Below are 21,419 nucleotides of genomic sequence, written 5' to 3' on the forward strand. Positions count from 1 at the left end.
GTATACTTTATCTAAAGATTTGTTTCTTTAATATTTTGAATTATTCTTTTATATATTAAGGAGTTCTAGTGCAATTTGAAGTTAAGAATTTGATAAGTAAAATTAAGAAAGATGGACTTGATGAAGCTGAAAAGTTGGCAAATGAAATTATTCTAAATGCAAAAAGAGATGCTGAAGCTATTATTTTAAAGGCTGAGAGTGATGCTAGAGAGTTAAAAATACAAGCTGAGAGAGAAGCTGATGATTATAAAAAATATTCTCTTGAAGCGTCTCGTCAAGCAGTTAGAGATTTAATTATTGGTACTGAGAATAGTATTAAGTCTCTTTTTGAATCTGCTTTAAAGGATTCTGTTTCTAGTATTTGTGATACTAACTTTTTAAGAGAACTTATTATTAGAGTTGTAGATGTTTGGAGTAAGGGTGATAAGATAGATATCATGCTTAGTGAAGCTGATATTGTTAGTTTATTATTTACTTTGAAAGCAGAGATAGGAAATAAGTTTGGGGATGCAATTGAAATTAAACCTTTTAAGGGCATAAATAAAGGGTTTAAAATCCGACAAAGAGACGGTAGTTTGTATTATGATTTTACAGCAGAAGCTATTTCTGATATTATTTTTGAATATTTAAATCCAAGGTTTAAGGAAGTCATAAAATTGAATTAAGGAGTGTGGTATGTTAAATTCATATTACTATATCATATCCTCATTACCTTATCTTGATTTAAAAGCTGAAAAGGTATGGAGCATATCAGAATTTTTTGATAATGTTGAGATTGCATTAAGTAAAGAGGATTTTCTTTTTCTAAAGGATTTGTCAGAGTTAAGATTTAATACAGGAAATTTAAAGGTCACTAGGCAATTTTTTGAATTTGAGGAAATCATAAGGTATACTTTGGCAGTTATTAGGGCTGACAAGTTGGGATTTCCAAAAGATGTATATTTAGAATCTCATTATTTTTCTAATTCTTATTTGGGTATTTTAAAATCTCTTTGTCTTAAGGAAAATCCTTTGGAAGTGGAATTAGGACTTGATATTTTAAGGTGGCAATTTTTGACAGAGCTTGAAGTTGGAAATGAATTTAACTTTGAAAAATTGGTGATCTATTTTTTAAAACTGATGTTAGTTTTAAGACAAAATCTCTTTATAGAGAACATAGGTGAAAAGAATTTTGATGATGTTTATGAAAAATTAAGCATACAAATAAGTAAAAGTTTTTGAAGGGAATTTAGATGGATGTTAGAGGAAAAGTAGTAGGGGTTATTGGGAATTTGGTTACTATTGAAATAATTGGTACAGTTTCCATGAATGAGATTGTTTTTATTAAAACAGGTGATCGTAGTTTAAAAGCTGAGATAATTCGCGTTAGAGATGGAGAAGTTGATGCTCAGGTATTTGAAATGACTAGGGGAATTGCTGTTGGAGATGATATTGAATTTACAGATAAGCTTTTAACAGTTGAGCTAGGACCTGGTCTTTTAAGTCAGGTGTATGATGGTCTTCAAAATCCATTACCAGAACTTGCTATTCAGTGTGGTTTCTTTTTGGAGAGAGGTTTATATTTAAGTGCTCTTGATAGAAATAGGAAATGGAGTTTGAATGTAACTGCAAAAGCTGGAGATTTTGTTGTTACTGGAGATTATCTTGGATTTGTTATTGAAGGTACTATTAAACATCAAATTATGATTCCATTTGATAAGCGAGGTTCTTATAAAATTACAGAAATAGTTAATAATGGCGATTATACTGTAGATGATAAAATTGCTGTTATTGAGGATGATTCTGGTGGTAAGCACATTATTACTATGTCGTTTCATTGGCCTGTGAAAGTTCCAATTACTAGTTATAAAGAGAGACTGATTCCTAGTGAAACTATGGTAACTCAAACAAGAATAATAGACACATTCTTCCCAGTTGCAAAGGGTGGTACATTTTGTATTCCTGGGCCTTTTGGTGCTGGTAAGACAGTTCTTCAACAAGTGACAAGTCGGAATGCTGATGTTGATATTGTAATTATTGCTGCTTGTGGTGAGCGAGCAGGTGAGGTAGTTGAAACCCTTAAAGAATTTCCTGAACTTACAGATCCAAAAACAGGTAAATCATTAATGGAGAGAACATGTATTATTTGTAATACGTCTTCTATGCCCGTTGCTGCTCGTGAAGCATCGGTTTATACGGCTATTACTATTGCTGAATATTATAGGCAAATGGGGCTTGATATACTTTTACTGGCAGATTCAACTTCAAGATGGGCACAGGCTATGAGAGAGATGTCAGGTCGTCTTGAGGAAATACCGGGTGATGAGGCATTTCCAGCTTATCTTGAGTCTGTTATTGCATCATTTTATGAAAGAGCAGGTGTTGTTGTTTTGAATGATGGTACTATTGGATCTGTAACGGTTGGTGGTTCTGTTAGTCCTGCTGGTGGTAATTTTGAAGAACCAGTGACACAGGCAACTTTAAAAGTGGTAGGAGCATTTCATGGCCTCTCAAGGGAGAGATCAGATGCTAGAAAGTTTCCAGCAATTAATCCTCTTGACTCTTGGAGTAAATATGGAGGTGTTGTTGGATATGAAAAAACAGAATATGCAAGGGCTTTTTTAGTAAAGGGAAATGAAATCAATCAGATGATGAGAGTTGTTGGAGAAGAGGGTGTGAGTATTGATGATTTTATTGTTTATTTGAAAGCTGAACTTTTAGATTCATGTTATTTACAACAAAATTCATTTGATAGTGTTGATGCTGCTGTGAGTTCTGAGCGTCAAAATTATATGTTTGATATTCTTTATGATATTTTACAGTCGAATTTTAAGTTTGATAATAAATTGGAAGCAAGAGGTTTTATGAATGATGTAAGACAAAATATTTTAGATATGAATCTTGCTTCCTTTAAGGAAGAAAAGTTTAATAAATTAGAAACTAATTTGACAAATTTATTGCGTTCTAGAAAATTGGATTTTCGAGGTGTGTAAATGAAGAGAGTTTATAGTAAGATAGAATCTATTATTGGGAATGTAATAACTGTTATAGCAGAAAATGTTAAGTATGGAGAACTTGCCGTTGTAAAATCTAAAAATACAAGTTCCTTGGCTGAGGTTATTAAGTTGGATAGAGATAAGGTTTCACTTCAAGTTTATAATGGGACAATAGGTGTTTCAACTTCAGATGAAGTTAAGTTTTTGGGTCATCCAATGCAAGTGACATTTTCTGAAAATTTACTTGGTAGAATCTTTGATGGAGCTGGTAATCCTAAAGACGGAGGACCACGTCTTGAGGATAATTTAATTGAAATTGGTGGACCGTCAGTTAATCCTGCAAAACGTATTGTTCCAAGAAATATGATACGAACTGGAATTCCAATGATAGATGTTTTTAATACTCTTGTTGAATCTCAAAAATTGCCAATATTTTCTGTGTCTGGAGAACCTTATAATGAACTTCTTTTAAGAATAGCTCTTCAAGCTGAAGTTGATCTGATTATTCTTGGAGGAATGGGGCTTAAGAACGATGATTATTTAACATTTAAAGATTCCCTTGAGAAGGGTGGGGCTTTAAGTAGAACAATCTTTTTTGTAAATACTGCCAATGATCCTGTTGTTGAGTCTTTAATAGTACCTGATATTTCTCTTGCTGTTGCTGAGAAATTTGCTTTGCAGGGAAAAAAGGTGTTGGTACTTTTGACTGATATGACCAATTTTGCAGATGCTATGAAAGAAATTGCTATTACTATGGAACAAGTGCCATCTAATAGGGGTTATCCTGGTGATTTGTATTCTCAGCTTGCAGCTAGATATGAAAAGGCTGTTGATTTTGAAGGTGCAGGGTCAATTACTGTGCTTGCAGTAACTACGATGCCTGGGGATGATGTTACTCATCCAGTGCCTGATAATACGGGATATATTACTGAGGGGCAATACTATTTAAAGAGAGGCAGAATTGAACCTTTTGGCTCTCTTTCAAGACTCAAGCAAATGGTTAATGGAAAGACAAGAGATGACCATAGGACGATTATGGATTCAATGATTAAGCTTTATGCATCTTCAAAAGAATCTATAGAAAAAAAAGCTATGGGATTTAATATGACAGAGTGGGATGAAAAACTTCTGAAGTACAGTGGTATGTTTGAGAGTAAACTTATGGATTTGTCTCTTAATATTCCTTTAGAAGAGGCTTTAGATTTGGGTTGGAAGATTCTTTCTAGTTGTTTTGAGCCTAATGAAACGGGAATTAAGACAGAACTTGTGGAGACGTATTGGCCTAAAGAAAAGGATTAAAGATGCCTAAAATTAAGTTAACAAAAAATGAACTTAAGAAACAAAAAGATGAGCTTAAAATGTTTAGTAGGTATTTGCCTACTCTGCAACTTAAAAAGCAACAACTTTATTTGGAAGTTAAAAAAATTGAGGCTCTTAAAAAAGCGCTAAAGATTGAACAGGATAAGTTAAAAAAAGATATGAAATCTTGGATTGCATTATTTGGTGAAAAATTTCCTTTTCAAGATTGGATTCAAATTAAAAAAGTGGTAAAGAGTTTTACAAATATAGCAGGTATTACTATTCCTGTATTTGAGTCTGTTGAATATGAAGATATTAAACATGATCTCTTATCAACTCCTTATTGGGTAGATAGAGGGATAGAGGCTATTAAGAGCATGCTTAAAATAAATGCAGAACTTAAAGTTTTAGATGAGCAGACTAATTTATTGGAATTAGAACTTAGTACTACCTCTCAAAGAGTAAATTTATTTGAAAAAGTTATGATTCCTAATGCTAAAATTAATATAAAGAAGATTAATGTTTATCTTGGAGATCAACAAACTGCAGCTGTTGTAAGAGGTAAAATGGCAAAAGCTAGTTTGATGAAAAATAGATAAGGATGTGTTAATGATTGTAAAAATGAAAAAGGTTTTACTTTTGACTTTATTAAAATATAAAAGAGAGTCACTTGAGCTTTTAAGAGAATTGGGTGTTGTTCATGTTAATTTTTGCAATAGAGTTTCAGAATCTTTACAAAAAGTTATTGAAGAGAGAGGTATTTTAAGTCAGGCTTTGTCTTTACTTGATGATGATTCTGAGGTAAAAATTTTAAGTTCTTCAAATGAAAATTTTTTAGATATTGCAAGGCGTATAGTTGGCTTAGGTTCTGAAATCAAAGATTTGAAAGATATGCGTCAATCATTACTTCATAAAAAAGATATTATATCTTTTTGGGGGTATTTTTCTGTTGATTTAATTAATAAATTGAAGGAACGCAATATTTATGTACAGTTTTTTAAATCTGGAATGTCTGAATATAAAAAATTATTGTTATATTCTCAGATTAAAGTTGCTCTTATTAATAATTATAAAGGTACAGCCTATTTCGTAGCTATTAATGATTTTAAGCAGAAGATAGATGTAGCTGAGGAATATGAATTTGAATTTGATCTTGATTTTATTGAAAATAAGTTAAAAATGATCGATGAAGTTTTAGATCAAAAATTAACTCAATTATCGATTCTAAATAAATATAGAGATGTTTTGAGAGATTCAATAAAAGAGTATGAACAAATTATTGAATTTGAACAGGTTATGACTGATATGAATGTTGAGTGTGATGAGTTTGTGTATATTACAGGATTTATTCCTGAAGATAAGCAAGAATATCTTCAGAATGCGACTCTTAGTGGTAAATTTGTAGTGCAGTTTGCAGAACCAGATGATAGTGATTTTGTTCCTACATGTATAAAAAGAAAGGGAATATCTAAGCTTGCTAAACCTATTTTTGATGTTTTAGATACAATTCCTGGGTATAAAGAGAGAGATGTTAGTTGTATTTTTATGTTATTTTTCTTTGTGTTTTTTGGAATGATAATTGGTGATGCGGCTTATGGTGTGATACTTTTGTTAACTGGTGTTGTTCTTAGTTTGATTAGTTTTGTAAAAAATAAACCATTAACTTCTGTTCATGCTTTAATATTTTACTTAAGTATTTCGGCCATAATATATGGTTCAATGACTGGTACTTGGTTTGGTAGTGGTCCTTTTTTACTTGACTTATTTCCTATTTTGAAATCTCTTAAGGTTGAGTATTTGACAGGAAATAATGGTATGCAGCATGTGATGTTTATATGTTTTACAATAGGTGTTTTGCAAATATCTTTAGCTCGTTTGTGGAATTTTATTCAAAAGGTAAAAGAAAAGCCACATATACATTCAATTGCTCAAATTGGTTGGCTTATTTTAATGCCTGGACTTTATTATCTTGTCCTGAATTTAATACTTGGAAGTGATAATTTTCCTATGTATAGTGTGGTTCTTAATATGATATATGTTGGAGTTATGCTTATTTTTATTTTTGATAAACAGGATGGTTCAAACTTCTTTATGTGTGTACTGAAAAGTTTTGGAGGCATAATAGAGCAGTTTCTAGCTACTGTTTCAGGATTTGCAGATATAATATCTTATATAAGGCTTTTTGCTGTGGGACTTGCAGGGCTTGCAATTTCTGATAGTTTTAATAGCATGTCAGCATCTTTACTTAAATCATCTAATATTGGTCTTGTAATAAGTGGCATTATTGTGATACTTTTTGGACACATATTAAATATAACATTATCTTTGTTGTCTGTTGTTGTTCATGGAGTAAGACTTAATATGCTTGAATTTTCAAACCATTTGGGTCAAGAATGGAATGGATATTCTTATAGGCCTTTTAGAAAAATTAAAGACTAGATAAGGAGAAAATTATGATGGATATAGGTTTAATAGGAGTGAATTCAGCTTTAACTGTTTCTGCAATAGGTTCAGCTTTGGGAATGGGAGCTGCCGGGAGTGCTGCTATTGGAGCATGGAAGAGATGTTATATGCAGGGTAAACCAGCTCCCTTTTTATTAATTGTTTTTGTTTCAGCACCCCTTACACAAATAATATATGGTTATATATTGATGAATACTTTAGCAGAGGTAATGACTCAGGCTAATCCTTGGTTATTATTTGGAGCTGGTTTTGGTGGTGGAGTTGCAATGGCTTTTTCTGCTTTTGCTCAAGGTAAAACTGCTGCAGGGGCTTGTGATGCATTTGCTGAGACTGGAAAGGGATTTGCGACAAATCTTTTAGTTTTGGGTTTAATTGAATCTGTTGCTCTTTTTGTAATGGTATTCTTGATGATATTTAAATTTGTTTAAATTCAAGGATTGAGGTATTAAATTTTCTCGCAATTTGTGAGAAAATTTAATATATTTATAAATATGTTAAGATTCTTTTTATTCCTTTTTATTTTTAGTTTTAATTTGAATTTAAGTGCATCGGATGTGAAGGAATTCCCACATTGGATTTTGCTTGAAAAGGGTCGGCAACTCATTTATTCTAAAGAAGGATTTGTAAAGTCTAATCTTACTAATGCAATAAATTTTTTACAGGAAGCATTGCTTAAAAAAGGAATATATCCAGAAGCCAATTACTATTTGTCTATTGCATATAGCATGATTGGTAATTTTGTATTTCAAAAATTACATCTTCAAAGAACTTTAGAAGATAAAGATTATTTATTGGATAAGTCTTTTGAGAAAGATATACTTTTTTCTTTGGCAAAAGTTTCTGAGATTGAGAATAATTATGTTGATATGATTGATTATTTAAATGAAATTTTAAGTAAGTTTTCACGTGGTGATGATTATTACAATTATCACTATATTGTACAAAAATATGGGGAGAGTTTAGGTAATAAATTTGATATGTCTTTTTATATAAATTCTTATTTAAAGCAGGTAAGAGGAACATCTGGTATAGATTTTACTTTTAATCTTTATAGATTTAATAATTATAGTCTGATAGATACGCATCAATTGTTATCAAAAGTTTATTTAAAGATAAATGCTTATGAGCTTGCAATTACTCATGGACTTGTAGCTGTAGTTGGTATTTTAACTAGAATGTATAATTATATTAGCTATTATGAACCTCTTTATGAGTTTAAGAATTTAAGATCTTTTGTACAAAAAATAAATCAGTATAGTGATGTTAAATCTGGTTTTGAATCTACAGATTTTTGGGCAATATTATATAATATTGCTTATGCTACTTATATTTATGATGAACATAAACATAAGTTGAGAGCTTTAGATACTTGGAAATTAATAGTTGATCTTGCTCCTAAATTTTCGCCTTATGTTTTAAAATCAAAGACTCATATTAAAAATTTTTTGTCTAATAAAAATGTGAATTGACATAAATCAATGTAATTTTCCTAAATATTTTATTTTGAATTTAGGGGAGGTTTAAAAATTAGTTCTTATAAAAAAAATTTTTGTATTATTGCACATATTGATCATGGTAAATCAACTTTAGCAGATAGGTTTATACAAAAAGCTAAGATAATCTCGGATCGAGACTTTAAAAGTCAAATTCTTGATAGTATGGATATTGAAAGAGAGAGAGGAATTACCATTAAGAGTCAAGCAGTAACTATTGATTATAAGTGTAGTGATGGCAATATTTATGAGCTTAATTTTGTAGATACTCCAGGACATGTTGATTTTTCTTATGAAGTTTCAAGAGCAATTTCATCTTGTGAAGGAGCACTCTTACTTATTGATGCTAGTCAGGGAATAGAGGCTCAAACCGTTTCAAATTTTTATATGGCATTTGAACATGATCTTGAAATTATTCCTGTTATTAATAAGATAGATCTACCAAGTGCAAATATCGATTTTGTGAAAGAACAAATAGAGAATGATTTGGGATTAGATTCTAGTGTTGCTGTTCCCATATCTGCTAAAAATGGAATAGGTATTGATGAATTACTTGAGGCTATTTGTAGATATGTGCCTTCTCCTAAGGGAAATGCACAAAATCCATTAAAAGCTTTGATTTTTGATTCGCATTACGATCCTTATCGTGGTGTTGTTGTTCATTTTAGAATTTTTGAGGGGCAAATTAAAACTGGCTATAAGATTAAATTTATGCATGCAGATAGGGAATATTTGTTAGAAGAGATTGGAATTTTTAGAATCATTCTTGAGAAGAGAGATGTTTTAGAAGCGGGTGATGTTGGATATTTTATTGCAGGCATAAAAAATATATCAGATGTTAAAATTGGAGACACTATAACTCTTGTTGATAATCCAGCAGATTGTCCTCTTGAAGGATTTAAAGAGGTTAAACCTGTGGTGTTTTCGTCTGTTTATCCAGTTGACGCTAATCAGTATGATGATCTCCTAAGGGCAATGGATAGACTTAAACTAAATGATGCGTCTCTTACTTTTGAAAAAGATGCTTCGGCTGCTCTTGGACATGGATTTAAATGTGGATTTTTGGGACTTTTACATTTAGAGGTGATTCAAGAGAGAATTGAACGTGAATTTAATCTTAGCGTGATATTAACATCTCCATCTGTTCGTTATAAAATTATTCCTAAAAAGGGGAATTTCTATTTTATTGAGAGTCCTGAACAATTTCCTGGAAATGAAAATATTGAAGTTGCCCTTGAACCTTATATTAGAGCTAATGTTATTGTTCCTACTGAGTTTTTGGGTAATGTTATGAGTGTTTGTTTGCTTAAAAGAGGCGTGCAAGAAAATTTAATTTATCTTGATTCAAAGCGTGTTGAGGTTATCTATAAGATGCCACTTGCTGAGATATTGTTTGACTTTTATGATAAGATTAAATCAGTAAGTCGTGGGTATGCTTCTTTTGATTATACATTATTAGGATATGAAGAGACAAATTTAGTTAGGTTAGATATTTTAGTTAATGGAGATAGGGTTGATGCATTGTCTCAATTAGTCTTTGTGGATGGTGCAAGAACAAAGGCTTTGAATATTTGTAAAAAATTAAAAGATGAGATTGCAAGGCAGCAATTTAAAATAGCAATTCAAGGAGCTATTGGTTCCAACATTATTGCTCGTGAAACAATTTCGCCTGTTAGAAAAGATGTTACTGCTAAATGTTATGGGGGCGATATTACTCGAAAAAGAAAGCTTTTAGACAAGCAAAAAGAAGGCAAGAAGAGACTTAAGATGATAGGAAATGTTGAAATACCACAAAGTGCATTTCTTGCTGTTCTTAAATCTGATGATAATTAATCTATATTTAAGTTAATTCAATATGTTAATTTGTATGATTTTGCCATTTATTAAGGACAATAATCAAATTGTACCTTTATAAAATATTATTAAATTTATTAAATTGCTTTAAAGTGTTATAAACTGTTATAAGATTATGTTATACCAATAAAATAATTTTATATGGAGATGGTTTATGCTTAAACGTAATAAGGTTGTTCTTGTTGGGGCGGGTGGTGTTGGTTCAAGCTTTGCTTATGCTTTGACGATTGATAACTCACTTGTTCACGAACTTATAATTATTGATGTAGCTCAAGATAAAGCTAAAGGTGAAGTCATGGATTTGAACCATGGTCAGATGTTCTTAAAAAAGAATATTAAAATAGAATTTGGTAATTATGATGATTGTTCTGATGCTGATATTGTTGTAATTACTGCTGGTCTTAATCAAAAACCAGGTGAGACAAGACTTGACTTGGTTGATAAGAATACTAAGATTTTTAAGGAAATTGTGACAAGCATTGTTTCAAGTGGATTTAATGGTATTTTTGTAATTGCAAGTAATCCTGTTGATATTATGACTTATGTAACAATGAAGTATTCCAATTTTCCAACCTGTAAGGTTATTGGAACAGGTACAACACTTGATACTTCAAGACTTAGATATTTCTTGGCTGAGCGTCTTAATGTTAATACTCAAAATATACATTCATATATTATGGGCGAACATGGAGATAGTTCTTTTGCTACTTGGGATGAAACTAAAATAGCTATGAAGTCTTTGTCAGAATACGTTATTGAGGGGATAATAGCAGAATCAGAACTTGATGAGATTCATAATAAGGTTGTGAATGCTGCTTATGAGGTAATTAAGCTTAAAGGTTCAACTTATTATGCTATTGGACTTGGAATTAAAAGAATTGTCAATGCAATAATTGGTGATCAAAACCTTATTTTACCTATATCTTCATATATTGATGGTCAATATGGTGATTCTATTAAAGATCTTTATATTGGAGCACCTGCTGTAGTTTGTAAAGATGGTGTAAAGGAAGTTCTTGATTTTAAAATTAGTGATAGAGAACTTAAAAAATTTCAAGCTTCTGCAAAGCAATTGAAAAGTTGTCTTGATAAGATAAAATTTTAATTTTGCCCCGCTTGGGGGCTTTTTTATTCTTCTAATAATTTTTCTCCATGTTTTCTATGTTCAATTGCTTCTAGTAATGATGCTCTTGAAATATGAGCTTCGTCTTTTAAATCAGCAATTGTTCTTGCAAGTTTAAGGATTGAATGAGTTGCTCTTGATGATATGTTAAGTTTATTTAATATATAAATCATTTCGTCTGTCAATATTTTATCTAAGTTACAAAATATTGCAATGTGTTCTGGTTTTAGATCAGAATTTTTGTGAATATTTTTAATGTTTTCATATCTTTTATTTTGTATGTTTCTTGCTTTTATTATTCTCTTTCTAATTTCACTTGAGCTTTCATTATCTTCTTGGAATAATTTGGCATTGTTTACTGGTTTAACTGGTACTCTAATGTCAATTCTGTCAAGCATGGCTGCTCCAAATTTTTTCCAATAGTTTGAAACTTCTTGCTGTGAACAAAAACATTCAATATCGTTTTTTCCAAGATTTCCACAGGGACATGGATTTGTGGCAATCATTAATTGAAAGTTTGCAGGGTATTGAAACGATTTTGAACTTGCTCTTACTATTGAGATTACCTTATCTTCTATTGGTTCACGAAGTGATTGTAATATTGATTTTTGAAATTCCAAAGCTTCATCTAAAAATAGAACACCATTATGAGCAAGTGATACTTCTCCAGGAAGTGCATTAGCCCCACCACCAATAATGCCTTCTTTGCTTGCAGTTTGATGTGGTTGTCTAAATGGTCTTTGTCTTATTATTTTTGTATCTATTAACTTTCCTGCAATTGACCAGATTCTGTTTGTTTCAATAATTTCTTTATTTGTGAGTGGAGGTAAGATTGATGGTACGCATTTGATACTGAGTGTTTTGCCACTTCCAGGAGGTCCAAATATCATGATATTGTGCCCTCCAGATACCGCTATTTCGAGTGCTCTTTTGATTCTGTGTTGTCCTTTGATATTCTTAAAATCATATTCAAATTCTTCTTCTTTTTCTTCTGTTTTAAAATTGATTGTAGGTTTTGAGGGAAATATATTATTATTAAGATTTTCAATTATTTCTATACTTTCTTTTAAATTTTTAACTCCCCAAATGTTTAGGTTTGATATTAAGAGGGCTTCTTCAAGATTTTCAAAAGGTATTATTATGCATTTAATTCCTCTTTCTTTTGCAAGAGAAATAGCAGGTAATACTCCCTTAATTGCTCTTATTTGTCCATCTAGTTGCAATTCTCCCAACATTAAAACTTTTAAGTTATTATTTTTATTTTCTTTTGTAGTGATAATGCTTGTTGCTATTGATAGATCAATTGCTGTTCCAATTTTTTTAATACCTGCTGGTGCAAGGTTTATTAATATTCTGTCTTTTGGAAAATTAAATTTTGAGTTTTTAATAGCTGCTTTTATTCTTTCTCTCGATTCTTTAATTTCACTTCCAGCTAGTCCAACAATATCAATTCCCGATATTCCTTTTTTTATGTCTACTTCAACTTCAATTAGTTCTCCTTCGTATCCTATTGATGAATGAGAGTATATTTTCATATAATTCTCCTTTTTTAGAGTTATTTATATTACTTTAAAATTTCTTTTAAAGCTTTGTATGGTAGAATGAAGCAATCTTTTCTGTTTGTATATAAAAAATTTTCAAAATTTTTAAGGTTTTTATCGATTTCTTCTAAATTTTCAAAATTATTGTTGATTATTTTTGTTATAATTTTTAGTATTGTTTTTTTAGGTTGATTATCGCATATTTTAGTTACAATGTAAGCACTTGAGAGAAGGACTATGCATCCATATGCGTTATATTTTAATCTGATTTTGTTATTATCTTCATTAATTTGAAAGGCTATTTGATCCCCACATTTGGATTTGTGATATATGGGATTTTGGTTTTGATCTGTTTTGAAGCAATATTTCTTTATTTTGCTTATTCTGATTAGTTCTTTTTTTGTTTCTTCTGAGAACATGTTTCAATTTTAAGAAGTTTATTTGATTAAATCAATAATAGTTTTAATAATAGTTTTATATTGATTTAGTTTAGGTTTGATATAGTAAGTAAATTTTACTTATTATTTTTTAATAATATTTATAAAATTCTGTTATCGTTTTCTTAAGTGAGGAAATAAAAATATCAATTTCTTCTTTTGTATTATATATGTAAAAGCTTATTCTTAATAAATGATCTTTTTTAATGTGTTCTGAAAGAAATGCAAGGTAAGCACATGTTTTTCCAGATCTGGTTGCAATTCCCATTGTATCGAGATATGTTTCAATATCGTGTGAGTGAATATTTTTTACTGTAAATGATACTATTGATTTTCTTTTAATATTTTTATTTAAAATGAATTCAACCTCATCAATCTCTTTTAATTTTGAAACACAATATTGAGTCAGGTCTTTATCATGTTCTTGAATAAATTCCATTGTAATGTCGTTTATATATTCTATTGCTTTCCCAAGACCAATAATTCCTGAAATATTTGGTGTGCCTGATTCAAATTTATTTGGTGAGCTTAGGGTTTTAAAATCAAGTTTGTTATTTTCTATATAGATGTTTTCTATGGCATTACCTCCTAATTTTGAGCTTTCAAGTTTGTTTATAATCTTATCTGATATGTATAAGACCCCAATACCTGTTGGGGCAAGCATTTTATGTCCTGAGAATACTAAAAAATCACAATTTATTTTCTTTACATCTATTCTCATGTGTGGTGCCATTTGGGCAGCATCTATGAATAATATAATTTTATTATCTCTGGCAATTTTTCCTATTTGTGTTACATCTTGTATTGTTCCTAGTAAATTATTTATTCCAGATATAGCAATGATTTTTGTTTTATCTGTAATTAAATTTTGTATTTCTTCTGCTTGGATAATTCCCATTGCATTAAATTTTGCAAGTTTGATTTTTAAATTTAAATATTTGGCAATATTGATCCAAGGAAGTAGATTGCTATTATGTTCAAGTGTTGTTGTGATAATTTCATCATTTTCTTTAAAAAATTTTGAAAACAATAGTGAATTTGCTATTGTGTTTGTTCCATCTGTAGTTCCAGAATTAAATATTATATTTTTAGAAGATTCTGCATTGATAAATTGTTTAACAATTTTTCTTGTATTTTCTATTTTTAAGCTCGATTCTATTGCAAGTTGATGTCCGCTTCTATAAACGTTTGCATTATGGTTTGTGTAATATTCTACTATGGATGAAATTACGCTTTGTGGTTTTTGAGAAGTTGCTGCATTGTCAAAGTAGATAATTTTTTTATTATTGATTGTTTTATTTAAAATAGGAAAGTCTTTTCTTAGGTTTTTTATCTTTTCATCTTTACTTTCTAAAATATTAGTGTTCATTTATTGCTCTTTGTTTTTATATTGAAAATTTTATTTTAAAAATTATACCATTATTTTTTATTTTATTTTTGTATATAAAATGTTCTGTATTTTAAATAATCAAATTGATTTTTAAGTTTGTGTTTTAATTTTGAATAAATATTTATGTGTTATAATTCGTCTTATGAAAGAAATAATTTACAGATTTGAAAAAGCAGAGGATTATAAATTGGTTCCTATTAATAATATTTATGGAAATGTAACTAATACTGGAGAAATTTTTTGTGATCTTGTTTTTGAGTCTACAGAAATTTCTGAAGAGATTGTTTATACTAAAACCAAAGAAGGTGTTTTAAAAGAGGTTTCTGAAGAGCTTAAGGGTTCTAAAGAGAAAATAGTTTTGATTAAGTCTTTTGTTGGCATTTCTATTACAAAAGATACTGCTAAGAATATTGCTTATTGGCTTTTAAAAAAAGTTGATGAATTAGAAGATAATGAGTAAAACTTCTGAGGAAAGAATTAAAATTTATTTATTTAAGCTGTCTAAATATAAGAATAAGGTTTTAAAAGAAAATGGTATAAAGGAAATTATTGCACGAGCTGATATTTCTGATGCTGATATAGAGAATATTGAGAAGCATTTCTTTAAGATATATGATAAGGCTAGGCAATTGGAAAGAACGGGGGATTTGATTTTTTCTTTAAGAGAGCTTAATACGGTGTATTTATATTCTCTTCATAATAGAACTCTTTTTACTTCGTTTTTTAATTTGTATAAGAGACTTGTTGCGGAAATAAATACTCGAGAGGCAAATAAAAAATTAATGCATGTAGCTTTGCAGGCTAGAGAATTTGGAATATTTGATGGAGTTGATTTAAGAGGTTATGATGAGTTTGATAAGTTAAAGCAACGAACCTTAATATTATTTTTGAGTTTTATATTAATATCTATTGTTGCATTTGCTACATATAGATTAGTACATCCTTTGATTAGTAGTCATGAAGATTTTGGTGAGGCAGAGGAGGATATTAAAGAGCCTGTAGTTCAAGGTTTGCCTTCAATTACAAGGGCATCTAGTTTAATAGTTGAATCTTCTAATCTTATTTCAAATCCTTATGTTTTATATCATATTGAAATTGAAGATGCCAAGGTATTGGTTTTTGAAGATTCACACACTTATCAGTTAAAAGCAGGGGTTATTTCGTCTAGAGATCCTATTAAAAAGATTTCTTATGGTGTAACTATTTATGATGATTTGGGAGAACCTATTTTGAATAAAGTTTTTGAAAAGACAAATGATTTTCCCAATAAATGGAAGAAGGGAGTATATGCACCAATTGATTTTATTTATAATATTTCTAAGAGTATTGATTCTTATCCTAAAAAAATGGTTATTGATATACGTTTAATTGAATTTTTTAATGAAAGTGATAATTTCTCTAGTGTTGATTTGGAGACAAATTCTTCAATATTAAGTTTTAAATATCTTGGTAGTTCTTTTAATGAAGCTTTTGGCATTTATGAGGTTAATTCTTTAATAGAAGTTTATAATAGGTCAGATGATGATATTAAGGATTTGGAAATTGAAATAGGTTATATTACTAAGGATATTGAGGTTATTAGATCTTTAAAAAGAAAATTAATTTCTGAGCCCAATTCTTTTCTTAAGTCTCATTCTAGACAAAGTTTTACTTTAAAAACTATTTTTCCAAAAGAGATTTATCCAAATATTAAAGAAGAATTGTCTTCTATTCAGATTATTAATGTATTTGTCAAATAGTATCTATTTCATATAGGTAAATTATAAAATTGTTTTTTCTTTGAATTTTGAAATGATATTTAGAGGAATAAATGTTGTTACAATACTAATTAGTGTATAGGATAACAGAATAATTATGCTAAATTTAGTATTTATCTTTATGTTGAATTCAGAGATATAATAATCAGAATTTAATATCTCCGTGTTATTGTCAGCACCAAATATTTTTAAAATTGTATTAGCTATAATATCTATTATGTTAATTACATGTTCTATATTAATAGTTAGGTAATTGCCAATGATTATTCCTATTATGCATGATATTGAACTTAAAACGAGAGCTATTAGGATGAATATTAATTTAAGAGTTAAATTATTCATTCCAATTGATTTTAATATTGCAATCTTTTTTTTATTTTCAAGTATTAACATACAAAGTGATGAAGATATATTAATGCTTGCAAATATTACAATAAATGCCATAATAAATGTTAAGAGTTTTTTGCTTGTATCTAAGTTTTCATATTTATTTAGATAAATTTCATAAAATGTTTTTATTTTATATTCTTTAAATTCTTTTACGATCTCTTTTTTAAGATTGTTAATTTCTTCTTTTGTATTGGATTTGATAGAAAGTCCAATTATGCTTTTAGATAGTTCTTTTGCCATTATATTTGAATCTTCTAATGAAATGAAAACTAAATTTTTATCAATTTCTCTTAATCCTGTTTCAATTATTCCAGATATGGTCAATTTTTGTGCTCTGGGAATTATTTTGTGATATTTATTATTTGGTATTACTAGGTAAATAGAGTCATTAATATTTAAATTAAGTTTATCTTTGATTTGCTTTGATATTAATATTTCATTTTTGTTAAGATTTTTCTTTCCATCTATTAATTTGATGTGTTTATTATTATTAATAAATTTATTTTCTACTGCTCTTATTAATGCTCCCTGTTTTTTTTTATTTCCAATAAGTCCATAAGTTCGTCTCTCAAAAAAATATCTTAGTTCGTTATGTTTGTATTCTTTTTTAAATTTTTCTAGTTTAGATTTAAGAGATTCGTTTTTGTGAATTTCATTATATTCGATTTGCACCGAAAATCCTTCATTTTCAATGTATCTTTCTATTGTAGCATTCATAATATTGTTTGACATGTAATAAACAATTATTAGGGGGATCATAACTAAGCTTAAAGATATTCCAGAACCTATTAGAGCCTTTTTATTTTTTGAATTTATAAATATAATGTATGCTATTTTTAAGAGTTCTTTAATATTTGGACGCATCATATTCTCTTTAGTGTTCTATCTCTAAGTTCGTATTTGATGTCTGCTTTATTTGAAAATTCTGGATTATGACTAACCAAAATAAGTGTTTTATGAAATGTTTTCGATGTTTCTATGAGTAATGATTCTACTGTTTTGGCGGTATTGATATCTAGATTGCCAGTAGGTTCATCACATAATATTATATTTGGTTCATTGATTAAAGCTCTTGCGATTGCCACTCGTTGTGCTTCTCCGCCTGATAATTCTGAAGGATAATGTTCTATTCTTGTATTGATGCCTAATATTTTTGCTAAGCGTAGAGCTTTTTTTTTGATTTCTTCAAAGTTGTCTTTTCCTTCTATTATTTTAGGTAAAATAATATTTTCAAATACATTAAATTCATCAATTAAATTATGATTTTGAAATACGAGACCTATTTTTTTATTTTTATATAAACTTAAGGTTTTCTCATTTGCATTTTTTAAAGATATGCCACATGATATTATGTCTCCTGAATCCATTTTATCAATTCCTGATATTATATTAAAGAGTGTTGATTTACCACAGCCGCTTTTACCTTGAATGGAAATGAAATCACCATTTTTAACATTTAAGTTTAAGTTTTCTAATACTTTTATTTTTGTTTTGTTTTTAGTGTATGTTTTGTATATTTCTTTTATGCACATTATATTTTGTGTGTTGTTCATTTATGGTGCTCCATTTATTTTGTCAGCATATTTAATTTTTTGAGTCACTCTTAAGCTTGAACATATTGTAAATAAACAAGCAAAGAATAATGTAAACATTAAATCACTTAAGAATATTTTAGGTGTAATTGTATTTTTTACTATTTTTATTTCTATATTCTCTAGTTTTAATTTTAATATGTAATTTATAGTATTAATCAGGTTGTTTGTTGCAATGTCAATTATATTTAGGATTTCATTAATGTTTAAAGATATTATGGTGCCTGCAATTAGGCCAGTAATGCTTCCCAGTATGCAGATTATTACTGAATGCATTAAGAAAACTTTTCTAATTTTTTGTGCTCTTAGGCCTAAGAATAAGAGTATTGCGATAGATTTACTTTTATTAATTATTATTCTTTTTTGTAGGTAGTAGGTGTTAACAGCGATGACAAGAAATATGCTTGTTAAAATGATTAACATTGTATTTCTTTCTATTTTGAGTGCTTTATATAATTCTTTATTATATTCATTCCAGGGTTTAACTTTGATTTGTGGATTAATATTTTTTATTTCATTTATTAGTCTTTTGCTAGGATATAGATTTTTTGTCTTTAATTGATAATTAATGTCCGAATCTTTAATTAGTTGTTTTGTGTAAAAATAATCGATGTTCATGAATATTGTAGATTTATTTATTTTGCTATCATTGCTTTTGAAAATTGCCTTTATTTTAAATTGTTTTACTTCATCTTTTAGTGCGTTTAAATTTGTAATTTCATCATTTAATATCAATCCTATTGTGTCTCCTTCATATAGATCTAAGTTATATGAGAGCACATCTCCTATTATGACTTCATCTTCATTGAGTTGGAGTTGAGATTGTGTCAGATCTGTTAATAGAATAAAGTTTGTGTCTTTTATAATATCTTTTGTATCAAATGCAATTATATTTAAAATTTTTGGATCATAATAGTTTTCAATTCCAATTCCTTGTGTTTCATAAATTTTATTTATTTGAATTATTTCTTTAAGATTTTTAATTGAGTTGAATTCTTTTTCACTGAGTTTGTTTTCAATTTTTAAGTTGCCACTTTCTAGTGTAGATGTACTTATGAAAAAATCATTTTGAAAACCATTCATTATTGATATTGTGATAATGATAATGGTTTGTCCAAGTACTATGCTTAATATTATTACAATTGTGAGTGATAAACTATTTTGTTCCTCTATAATCAATCTTTTAAATAAAAGTTTATTTATTTTCATTTTTATCTCTAGTTGTATCTGTGTTTATTTGTTCAATAATTTCATCATTTTTATACTTTATTTTAAATATAGGGCTTCCATTATGATATATTTTTTGTTCATATTCATCATCACCGAAATAATCAGTCTTTAATGATATTAACTCATTTTCATAGATTGTTTTTGACTTTAATTTATTATCAGAATTGTATTCATATGTTGTTTTTGTAGTATATTCGTTATTTTCGTCTTTTATAGTGACATTTTCAATTGTAACATGTCCAGATTCATTGTATTCAAAATCGATTATTTTTGTTAGCTTATTATCTTTGTATACTTCTTGTTTGATTAAGTTATGATCTTTATATTTTGATATGGTTTTTGTATTGTCTTTTTCTTTGATATTAGTTATTTTATTGTCATTTAAATATTGATTGTTTTCTTGAAATGTAATTTTGTCATTATCTAGTATTATGTTTTTTAAGTGTCTTTTTTGATCATCATATTGGATTACCTTTGTTTTGGATTCTTTTATATCAAAATATGTTGATTTTATATCTCCATTGATTCCATAATTCCAAACTTGTAAATCTGATCCTGTTATTTTTAATAGCTTGCCATTAGTGTCTTTCATATAATGTATCGTTTTGGGTTTTTGATTTAAAATTTGAATTTCTTTATAAATTAAATCGTTGTTTTTATAAAAGTAGTCTACAGATTCAAGAATTGTTCCTTTGTGATTATATTTTGTTTCCCTTATTTTATTATTTAGATGATCGGAAATTTCTTCTCTTATTTTGATGTTTTTTTCATTGTAAAATGTTAATTTTTTTTTATTATCTTCTATTTTTTCTTCAGTTTTATATTTAATTAATTTTAAGTCTTTAAAAAGACTAAATTTTTCAATTTCATCGATTTTGCTATATTCAATGTAAAATCCTGTTTGTGGTATATCATATATTTCCTGATACTTATTGAAAAATACATCTGATTTAAAATAACTTTTTCCATATATATTTTGTATTTTAATTATTAAAATTAATATTATTATTTTTTTTGTCATAGTAACTTATCTAAGTAGTTTTCGCTGTTAAATTCTTTAATATTTTCTACTTGTTCTCCAAATGTAAAAAAATATATAGGTTTTTTAAATAATTTTGAAATATTGATTATCCCACCTGCTTTGGATGATGAGTCAAATTTTGTGGCTATAATTCCGTCAATCTTTATTGCTTTATCAAATATTTCTGTTTGATTACTTGTGTTTTTTCCAGATATGGAGTCTATAACTAGTATCTTTTTATAGTTAATATTTGTATCTAGTATTTGTTTTTTTATCACTTGATCCATTTTTTGGAGTTCTTTAATTAAGTTTTCTTTGTTTTGTAGTCTTCCTGCCGTATCAATTATTAATATATCATAATTTTTAATTTTTGCACTTGAAATACTGTCAAATATTACTGCTGCTGCGTCACTTCCTTGGTTTTGAGATATGACTTTAATTCCAATTTTTTCTCCCTGTATTTTAAGTTGTTCAATTGCAGCTGCTCTGAATGTGTCTGCTGCGGCAATCAGTACATTTTTTCCTTCATTTTTGAATTTGTTTGCAAGTTTTATAATACTTGATGTTTTCCCAGCTCCATTTACTCCAAGTATCAATAAGATGTTTAATGTTTTACTTTCCAAATTAAGAGATTGTTGGTTTATATAGCTTTTTAGCAAGTTTTTTAGTTTTGATATTGTTTCTTCTTCATCTTTAGCTTTAATTTTTTTAATATATTCTATTATTTCTATTACTATATCGTTTTGAATATCTGCTTCTAAGAGTATATCTTCTAAGTTTTCAAGTGTTTGTGTCTTTGCCTTGTTCTTAAATAGACTTTTTATTTTGTTAAAAATACCCAAAAGTTTCATTCT

Annotated in this window: 20 protein-coding genes; 12 read left to right on the forward strand and 8 right to left on the reverse strand. The window is 28.4% G+C overall.

Features of this window, described 5'->3' with window-relative positions:
• The first annotated feature begins 68 nt into the window (after positions 1–68).
• The 10 genes from U881_RS0109330 (at position 69) to U881_RS0109375 (ending at position 11,189) form a co-directional block, all read left to right on the forward strand.
• Positions 69–665 carry a V-type ATP synthase subunit E gene (locus U881_RS0109330; RefSeq protein WP_024654159.1) on the forward strand — a complete coding sequence of 199 codons (597 nt, stop codon included), beginning with the start codon at positions 69–71 and terminating at the stop codon, positions 663–665.
• A 10-nt stretch (positions 666–675) separates the two neighbouring features.
• Complete coding sequence (locus U881_RS0109335) at positions 676–1,221, forward strand: hypothetical protein (protein WP_024654160.1); 546 nt, start codon at positions 676–678, stop codon at positions 1,219–1,221.
• An 11-nt stretch (positions 1,222–1,232) separates the two neighbouring features.
• Positions 1,233–2,972: a V-type ATP synthase subunit A gene (locus U881_RS0109340; RefSeq protein ID WP_024654161.1), complete on the forward strand. Its 1,740-nt coding sequence runs from the start codon at positions 1,233–1,235 to the stop codon at positions 2,970–2,972.
• Entirely contained in the window at positions 2,973–4,274 is a 1,302-nt protein-coding gene (locus U881_RS0109345) for a V-type ATP synthase subunit B (protein WP_024654162.1), read from the forward strand.
• A 2-nt stretch (positions 4,275–4,276) separates the two neighbouring features.
• On the forward strand, positions 4,277–4,873 hold the full coding sequence (locus tag U881_RS0109350; protein ID WP_024654163.1) for a V-type ATP synthase subunit D: 597 nt from the start codon (positions 4,277–4,279) through the stop codon (positions 4,871–4,873).
• Positions 4,874–4,883: 10 nt separating this feature from the next.
• Positions 4,884–6,713: a V-type ATP synthase subunit I gene (locus U881_RS0109355; RefSeq protein WP_024654164.1), complete on the forward strand. Its 1,830-nt coding sequence runs from the start codon at positions 4,884–4,886 to the stop codon at positions 6,711–6,713.
• 17 nt (positions 6,714–6,730) lie between these two features.
• Entirely contained in the window at positions 6,731–7,165 is a 435-nt protein-coding gene (locus U881_RS0109360; RefSeq protein WP_024654165.1) for an ATP synthase subunit K, read from the forward strand.
• Positions 7,166–7,228: 63 nt separating this feature from the next.
• Positions 7,229–8,206: a hypothetical protein gene (locus tag U881_RS0109365; RefSeq protein ID WP_024654166.1), complete on the forward strand. Its 978-nt coding sequence runs from the start codon at positions 7,229–7,231 to the stop codon at positions 8,204–8,206.
• Positions 8,207–8,230: 24 nt separating this feature from the next.
• Positions 8,231–10,063, forward strand: coding sequence for a translation elongation factor 4 (gene lepA, locus U881_RS0109370; protein ID WP_084538477.1), 1,833 nt, complete (start codon positions 8,231–8,233; stop codon positions 10,061–10,063).
• A gap of 175 nt (positions 10,064–10,238) precedes the next feature.
• Positions 10,239–11,189 (forward strand): L-lactate dehydrogenase, encoded by a 951-nt coding sequence (locus U881_RS0109375; RefSeq protein ID WP_024654168.1) that lies wholly within the window; start codon positions 10,239–10,241, stop codon positions 11,187–11,189.
• Between the two features lie 23 nt (positions 11,190–11,212).
• On the opposite strand, the gene U881_RS0109380 is transcribed toward U881_RS0109375, so the two are convergent.
• The 3 genes from U881_RS0109380 to U881_RS0109390 all read right to left on the reverse strand — a co-directional run bounded on the left by U881_RS0109380 (position 11,213) and on the right by U881_RS0109390 (position 14,554).
• Positions 11,213–12,742, reverse strand: coding sequence for a YifB family Mg chelatase-like AAA ATPase (locus U881_RS0109380; RefSeq protein WP_024654169.1), 1,530 nt, complete (start codon positions 12,740–12,742; stop codon positions 11,213–11,215).
• Between the two features lie 29 nt (positions 12,743–12,771).
• The gene (locus tag U881_RS0109385; RefSeq protein WP_024654170.1) at positions 12,772–13,167 is read right to left on the reverse strand and encodes an iron-sulfur cluster scaffold-like protein; all 396 of its coding nucleotides are present in this window, start codon (positions 13,165–13,167) and stop codon (positions 12,772–12,774) included.
• Between the two features lie 109 nt (positions 13,168–13,276).
• On the reverse strand, positions 13,277–14,554 hold the full coding sequence (locus tag U881_RS0109390) for a cysteine desulfurase (RefSeq protein ID WP_024654171.1): 1,278 nt from the start codon (positions 14,552–14,554) through the stop codon (positions 13,277–13,279).
• A gap of 163 nt (positions 14,555–14,717) precedes the next feature.
• Between U881_RS0109390 and U881_RS0109395 the strand changes: the two genes are divergently transcribed.
• Positions 14,718–15,035: a hypothetical protein gene (locus U881_RS0109395; protein ID WP_024654172.1), complete on the forward strand. Its 318-nt coding sequence runs from the start codon at positions 14,718–14,720 to the stop codon at positions 15,033–15,035.
• Positions 15,028–16,314 (forward strand): hypothetical protein, encoded by a 1,287-nt coding sequence (locus tag U881_RS0109400; RefSeq protein WP_024654173.1) that lies wholly within the window; start codon positions 15,028–15,030, stop codon positions 16,312–16,314. The genes U881_RS0109395 and U881_RS0109400 overlap by 8 nt, the downstream gene beginning before the upstream one ends.
• 21 nt (positions 16,315–16,335) lie before the next feature.
• Here the strand turns inward: U881_RS0109400 and U881_RS0109405 are convergent, their stop codons facing one another.
• The 5 genes from U881_RS0109405 to ftsY are packed head-to-tail and all read right to left on the reverse strand — an operon-like array spanning position 16,336 to position 21,407.
• Positions 16,336–17,589 carry an ABC transporter permease gene (locus U881_RS0109405; RefSeq protein WP_024654174.1) on the reverse strand — a complete coding sequence of 418 codons (1,254 nt, stop codon included), beginning with the start codon at positions 17,587–17,589 and terminating at the stop codon, positions 16,336–16,338.
• Entirely contained in the window at positions 17,586–18,275 is a 690-nt protein-coding gene (locus tag U881_RS0109410) for an ABC transporter ATP-binding protein (protein WP_024654175.1), read from the reverse strand. Before U881_RS0109410 ends, U881_RS0109405 begins: the two co-directional genes overlap by 4 nt.
• A complete protein-coding gene (locus U881_RS0109415; RefSeq protein ID WP_024654176.1) occupies positions 18,276–19,523 on the reverse strand; it encodes an ABC transporter permease in 1,248 nt (415 codons plus the stop codon).
• A complete protein-coding gene (locus U881_RS0109420) occupies positions 19,510–20,565 on the reverse strand; it encodes a hypothetical protein (protein ID WP_024654177.1) in 1,056 nt (351 codons plus the stop codon). The genes U881_RS0109415 and U881_RS0109420 overlap by 14 nt, the downstream gene beginning before the upstream one ends.
• The gene (ftsY, locus tag U881_RS0109425) at positions 20,562–21,407 is read right to left on the reverse strand and encodes a signal recognition particle-docking protein FtsY (RefSeq protein WP_024654178.1); all 846 of its coding nucleotides are present in this window, start codon (positions 21,405–21,407) and stop codon (positions 20,562–20,564) included. Before ftsY ends, U881_RS0109420 begins: the two co-directional genes overlap by 4 nt.
• Positions 21,408–21,419 lie beyond the last annotated feature (12 nt).

Source organism: Borrelia persica No12, assembly GCF_000500045.1.
In the GTDB taxonomy this organism is placed as follows: domain Bacteria; phylum Spirochaetota; class Spirochaetia; order Borreliales; family Borreliaceae; genus Borrelia; species Borrelia persica.

Coding starts and splice junctions, on each gene's coding strand:
- U881_RS0109385 (WP_024654170.1), bottom strand. CDS start 13,167: ATGTTCTCAGAAGAAACAAAAAAAGAACTAATCAGAATAAGCAAAATA.
- U881_RS0109415 (WP_024654176.1), bottom strand. CDS start 19,523: ATGAAAATAAATAAACTTTTATTTAAAAGATTGATTATAGAGGAACAA.
- U881_RS0109350 (WP_024654163.1), top strand. CDS start 4,277: ATGCCTAAAATTAAGTTAACAAAAAATGAACTTAAGAAACAAAAAGAT.
- U881_RS0109375 (WP_024654168.1), top strand. CDS start 10,239: ATGCTTAAACGTAATAAGGTTGTTCTTGTTGGGGCGGGTGGTGTTGGT.
- U881_RS0109360 (WP_024654165.1), top strand. CDS start 6,731: ATGGATATAGGTTTAATAGGAGTGAATTCAGCTTTAACTGTTTCTGCA.
- U881_RS0109400 (WP_024654173.1), top strand. CDS start 15,028: ATGAGTAAAACTTCTGAGGAAAGAATTAAAATTTATTTATTTAAGCTG.
- U881_RS0109345 (WP_024654162.1), top strand. CDS start 2,973: ATGAAGAGAGTTTATAGTAAGATAGAATCTATTATTGGGAATGTAATA.
- U881_RS0109355 (WP_024654164.1), top strand. CDS start 4,884: ATGATTGTAAAAATGAAAAAGGTTTTACTTTTGACTTTATTAAAATAT.
- U881_RS0109390 (WP_024654171.1), bottom strand. CDS start 14,554: ATGAACACTAATATTTTAGAAAGTAAAGATGAAAAGATAAAAAACCTA.
- U881_RS0109380 (WP_024654169.1), bottom strand. CDS start 12,742: ATGAAAATATACTCTCATTCATCAATAGGATACGAAGGAGAACTAATT.
- U881_RS0109410 (WP_024654175.1), bottom strand. CDS start 18,275: ATGAACAACACACAAAATATAATGTGCATAAAAGAAATATACAAAACA.
- U881_RS0109335 (WP_024654160.1), top strand. CDS start 676: ATGTTAAATTCATATTACTATATCATATCCTCATTACCTTATCTTGAT.
- U881_RS0109395 (WP_024654172.1), top strand. CDS start 14,718: ATGAAAGAAATAATTTACAGATTTGAAAAAGCAGAGGATTATAAATTG.
- U881_RS0109365 (WP_024654166.1), top strand. CDS start 7,229: ATGTTAAGATTCTTTTTATTCCTTTTTATTTTTAGTTTTAATTTGAAT.
- U881_RS0109340 (WP_024654161.1), top strand. CDS start 1,233: ATGGATGTTAGAGGAAAAGTAGTAGGGGTTATTGGGAATTTGGTTACT.
- U881_RS0109420 (WP_024654177.1), bottom strand. CDS start 20,565: ATGACAAAAAAAATAATAATATTAATTTTAATAATTAAAATACAAAAT.
- U881_RS0109405 (WP_024654174.1), bottom strand. CDS start 17,589: ATGATGCGTCCAAATATTAAAGAACTCTTAAAAATAGCATACATTATA.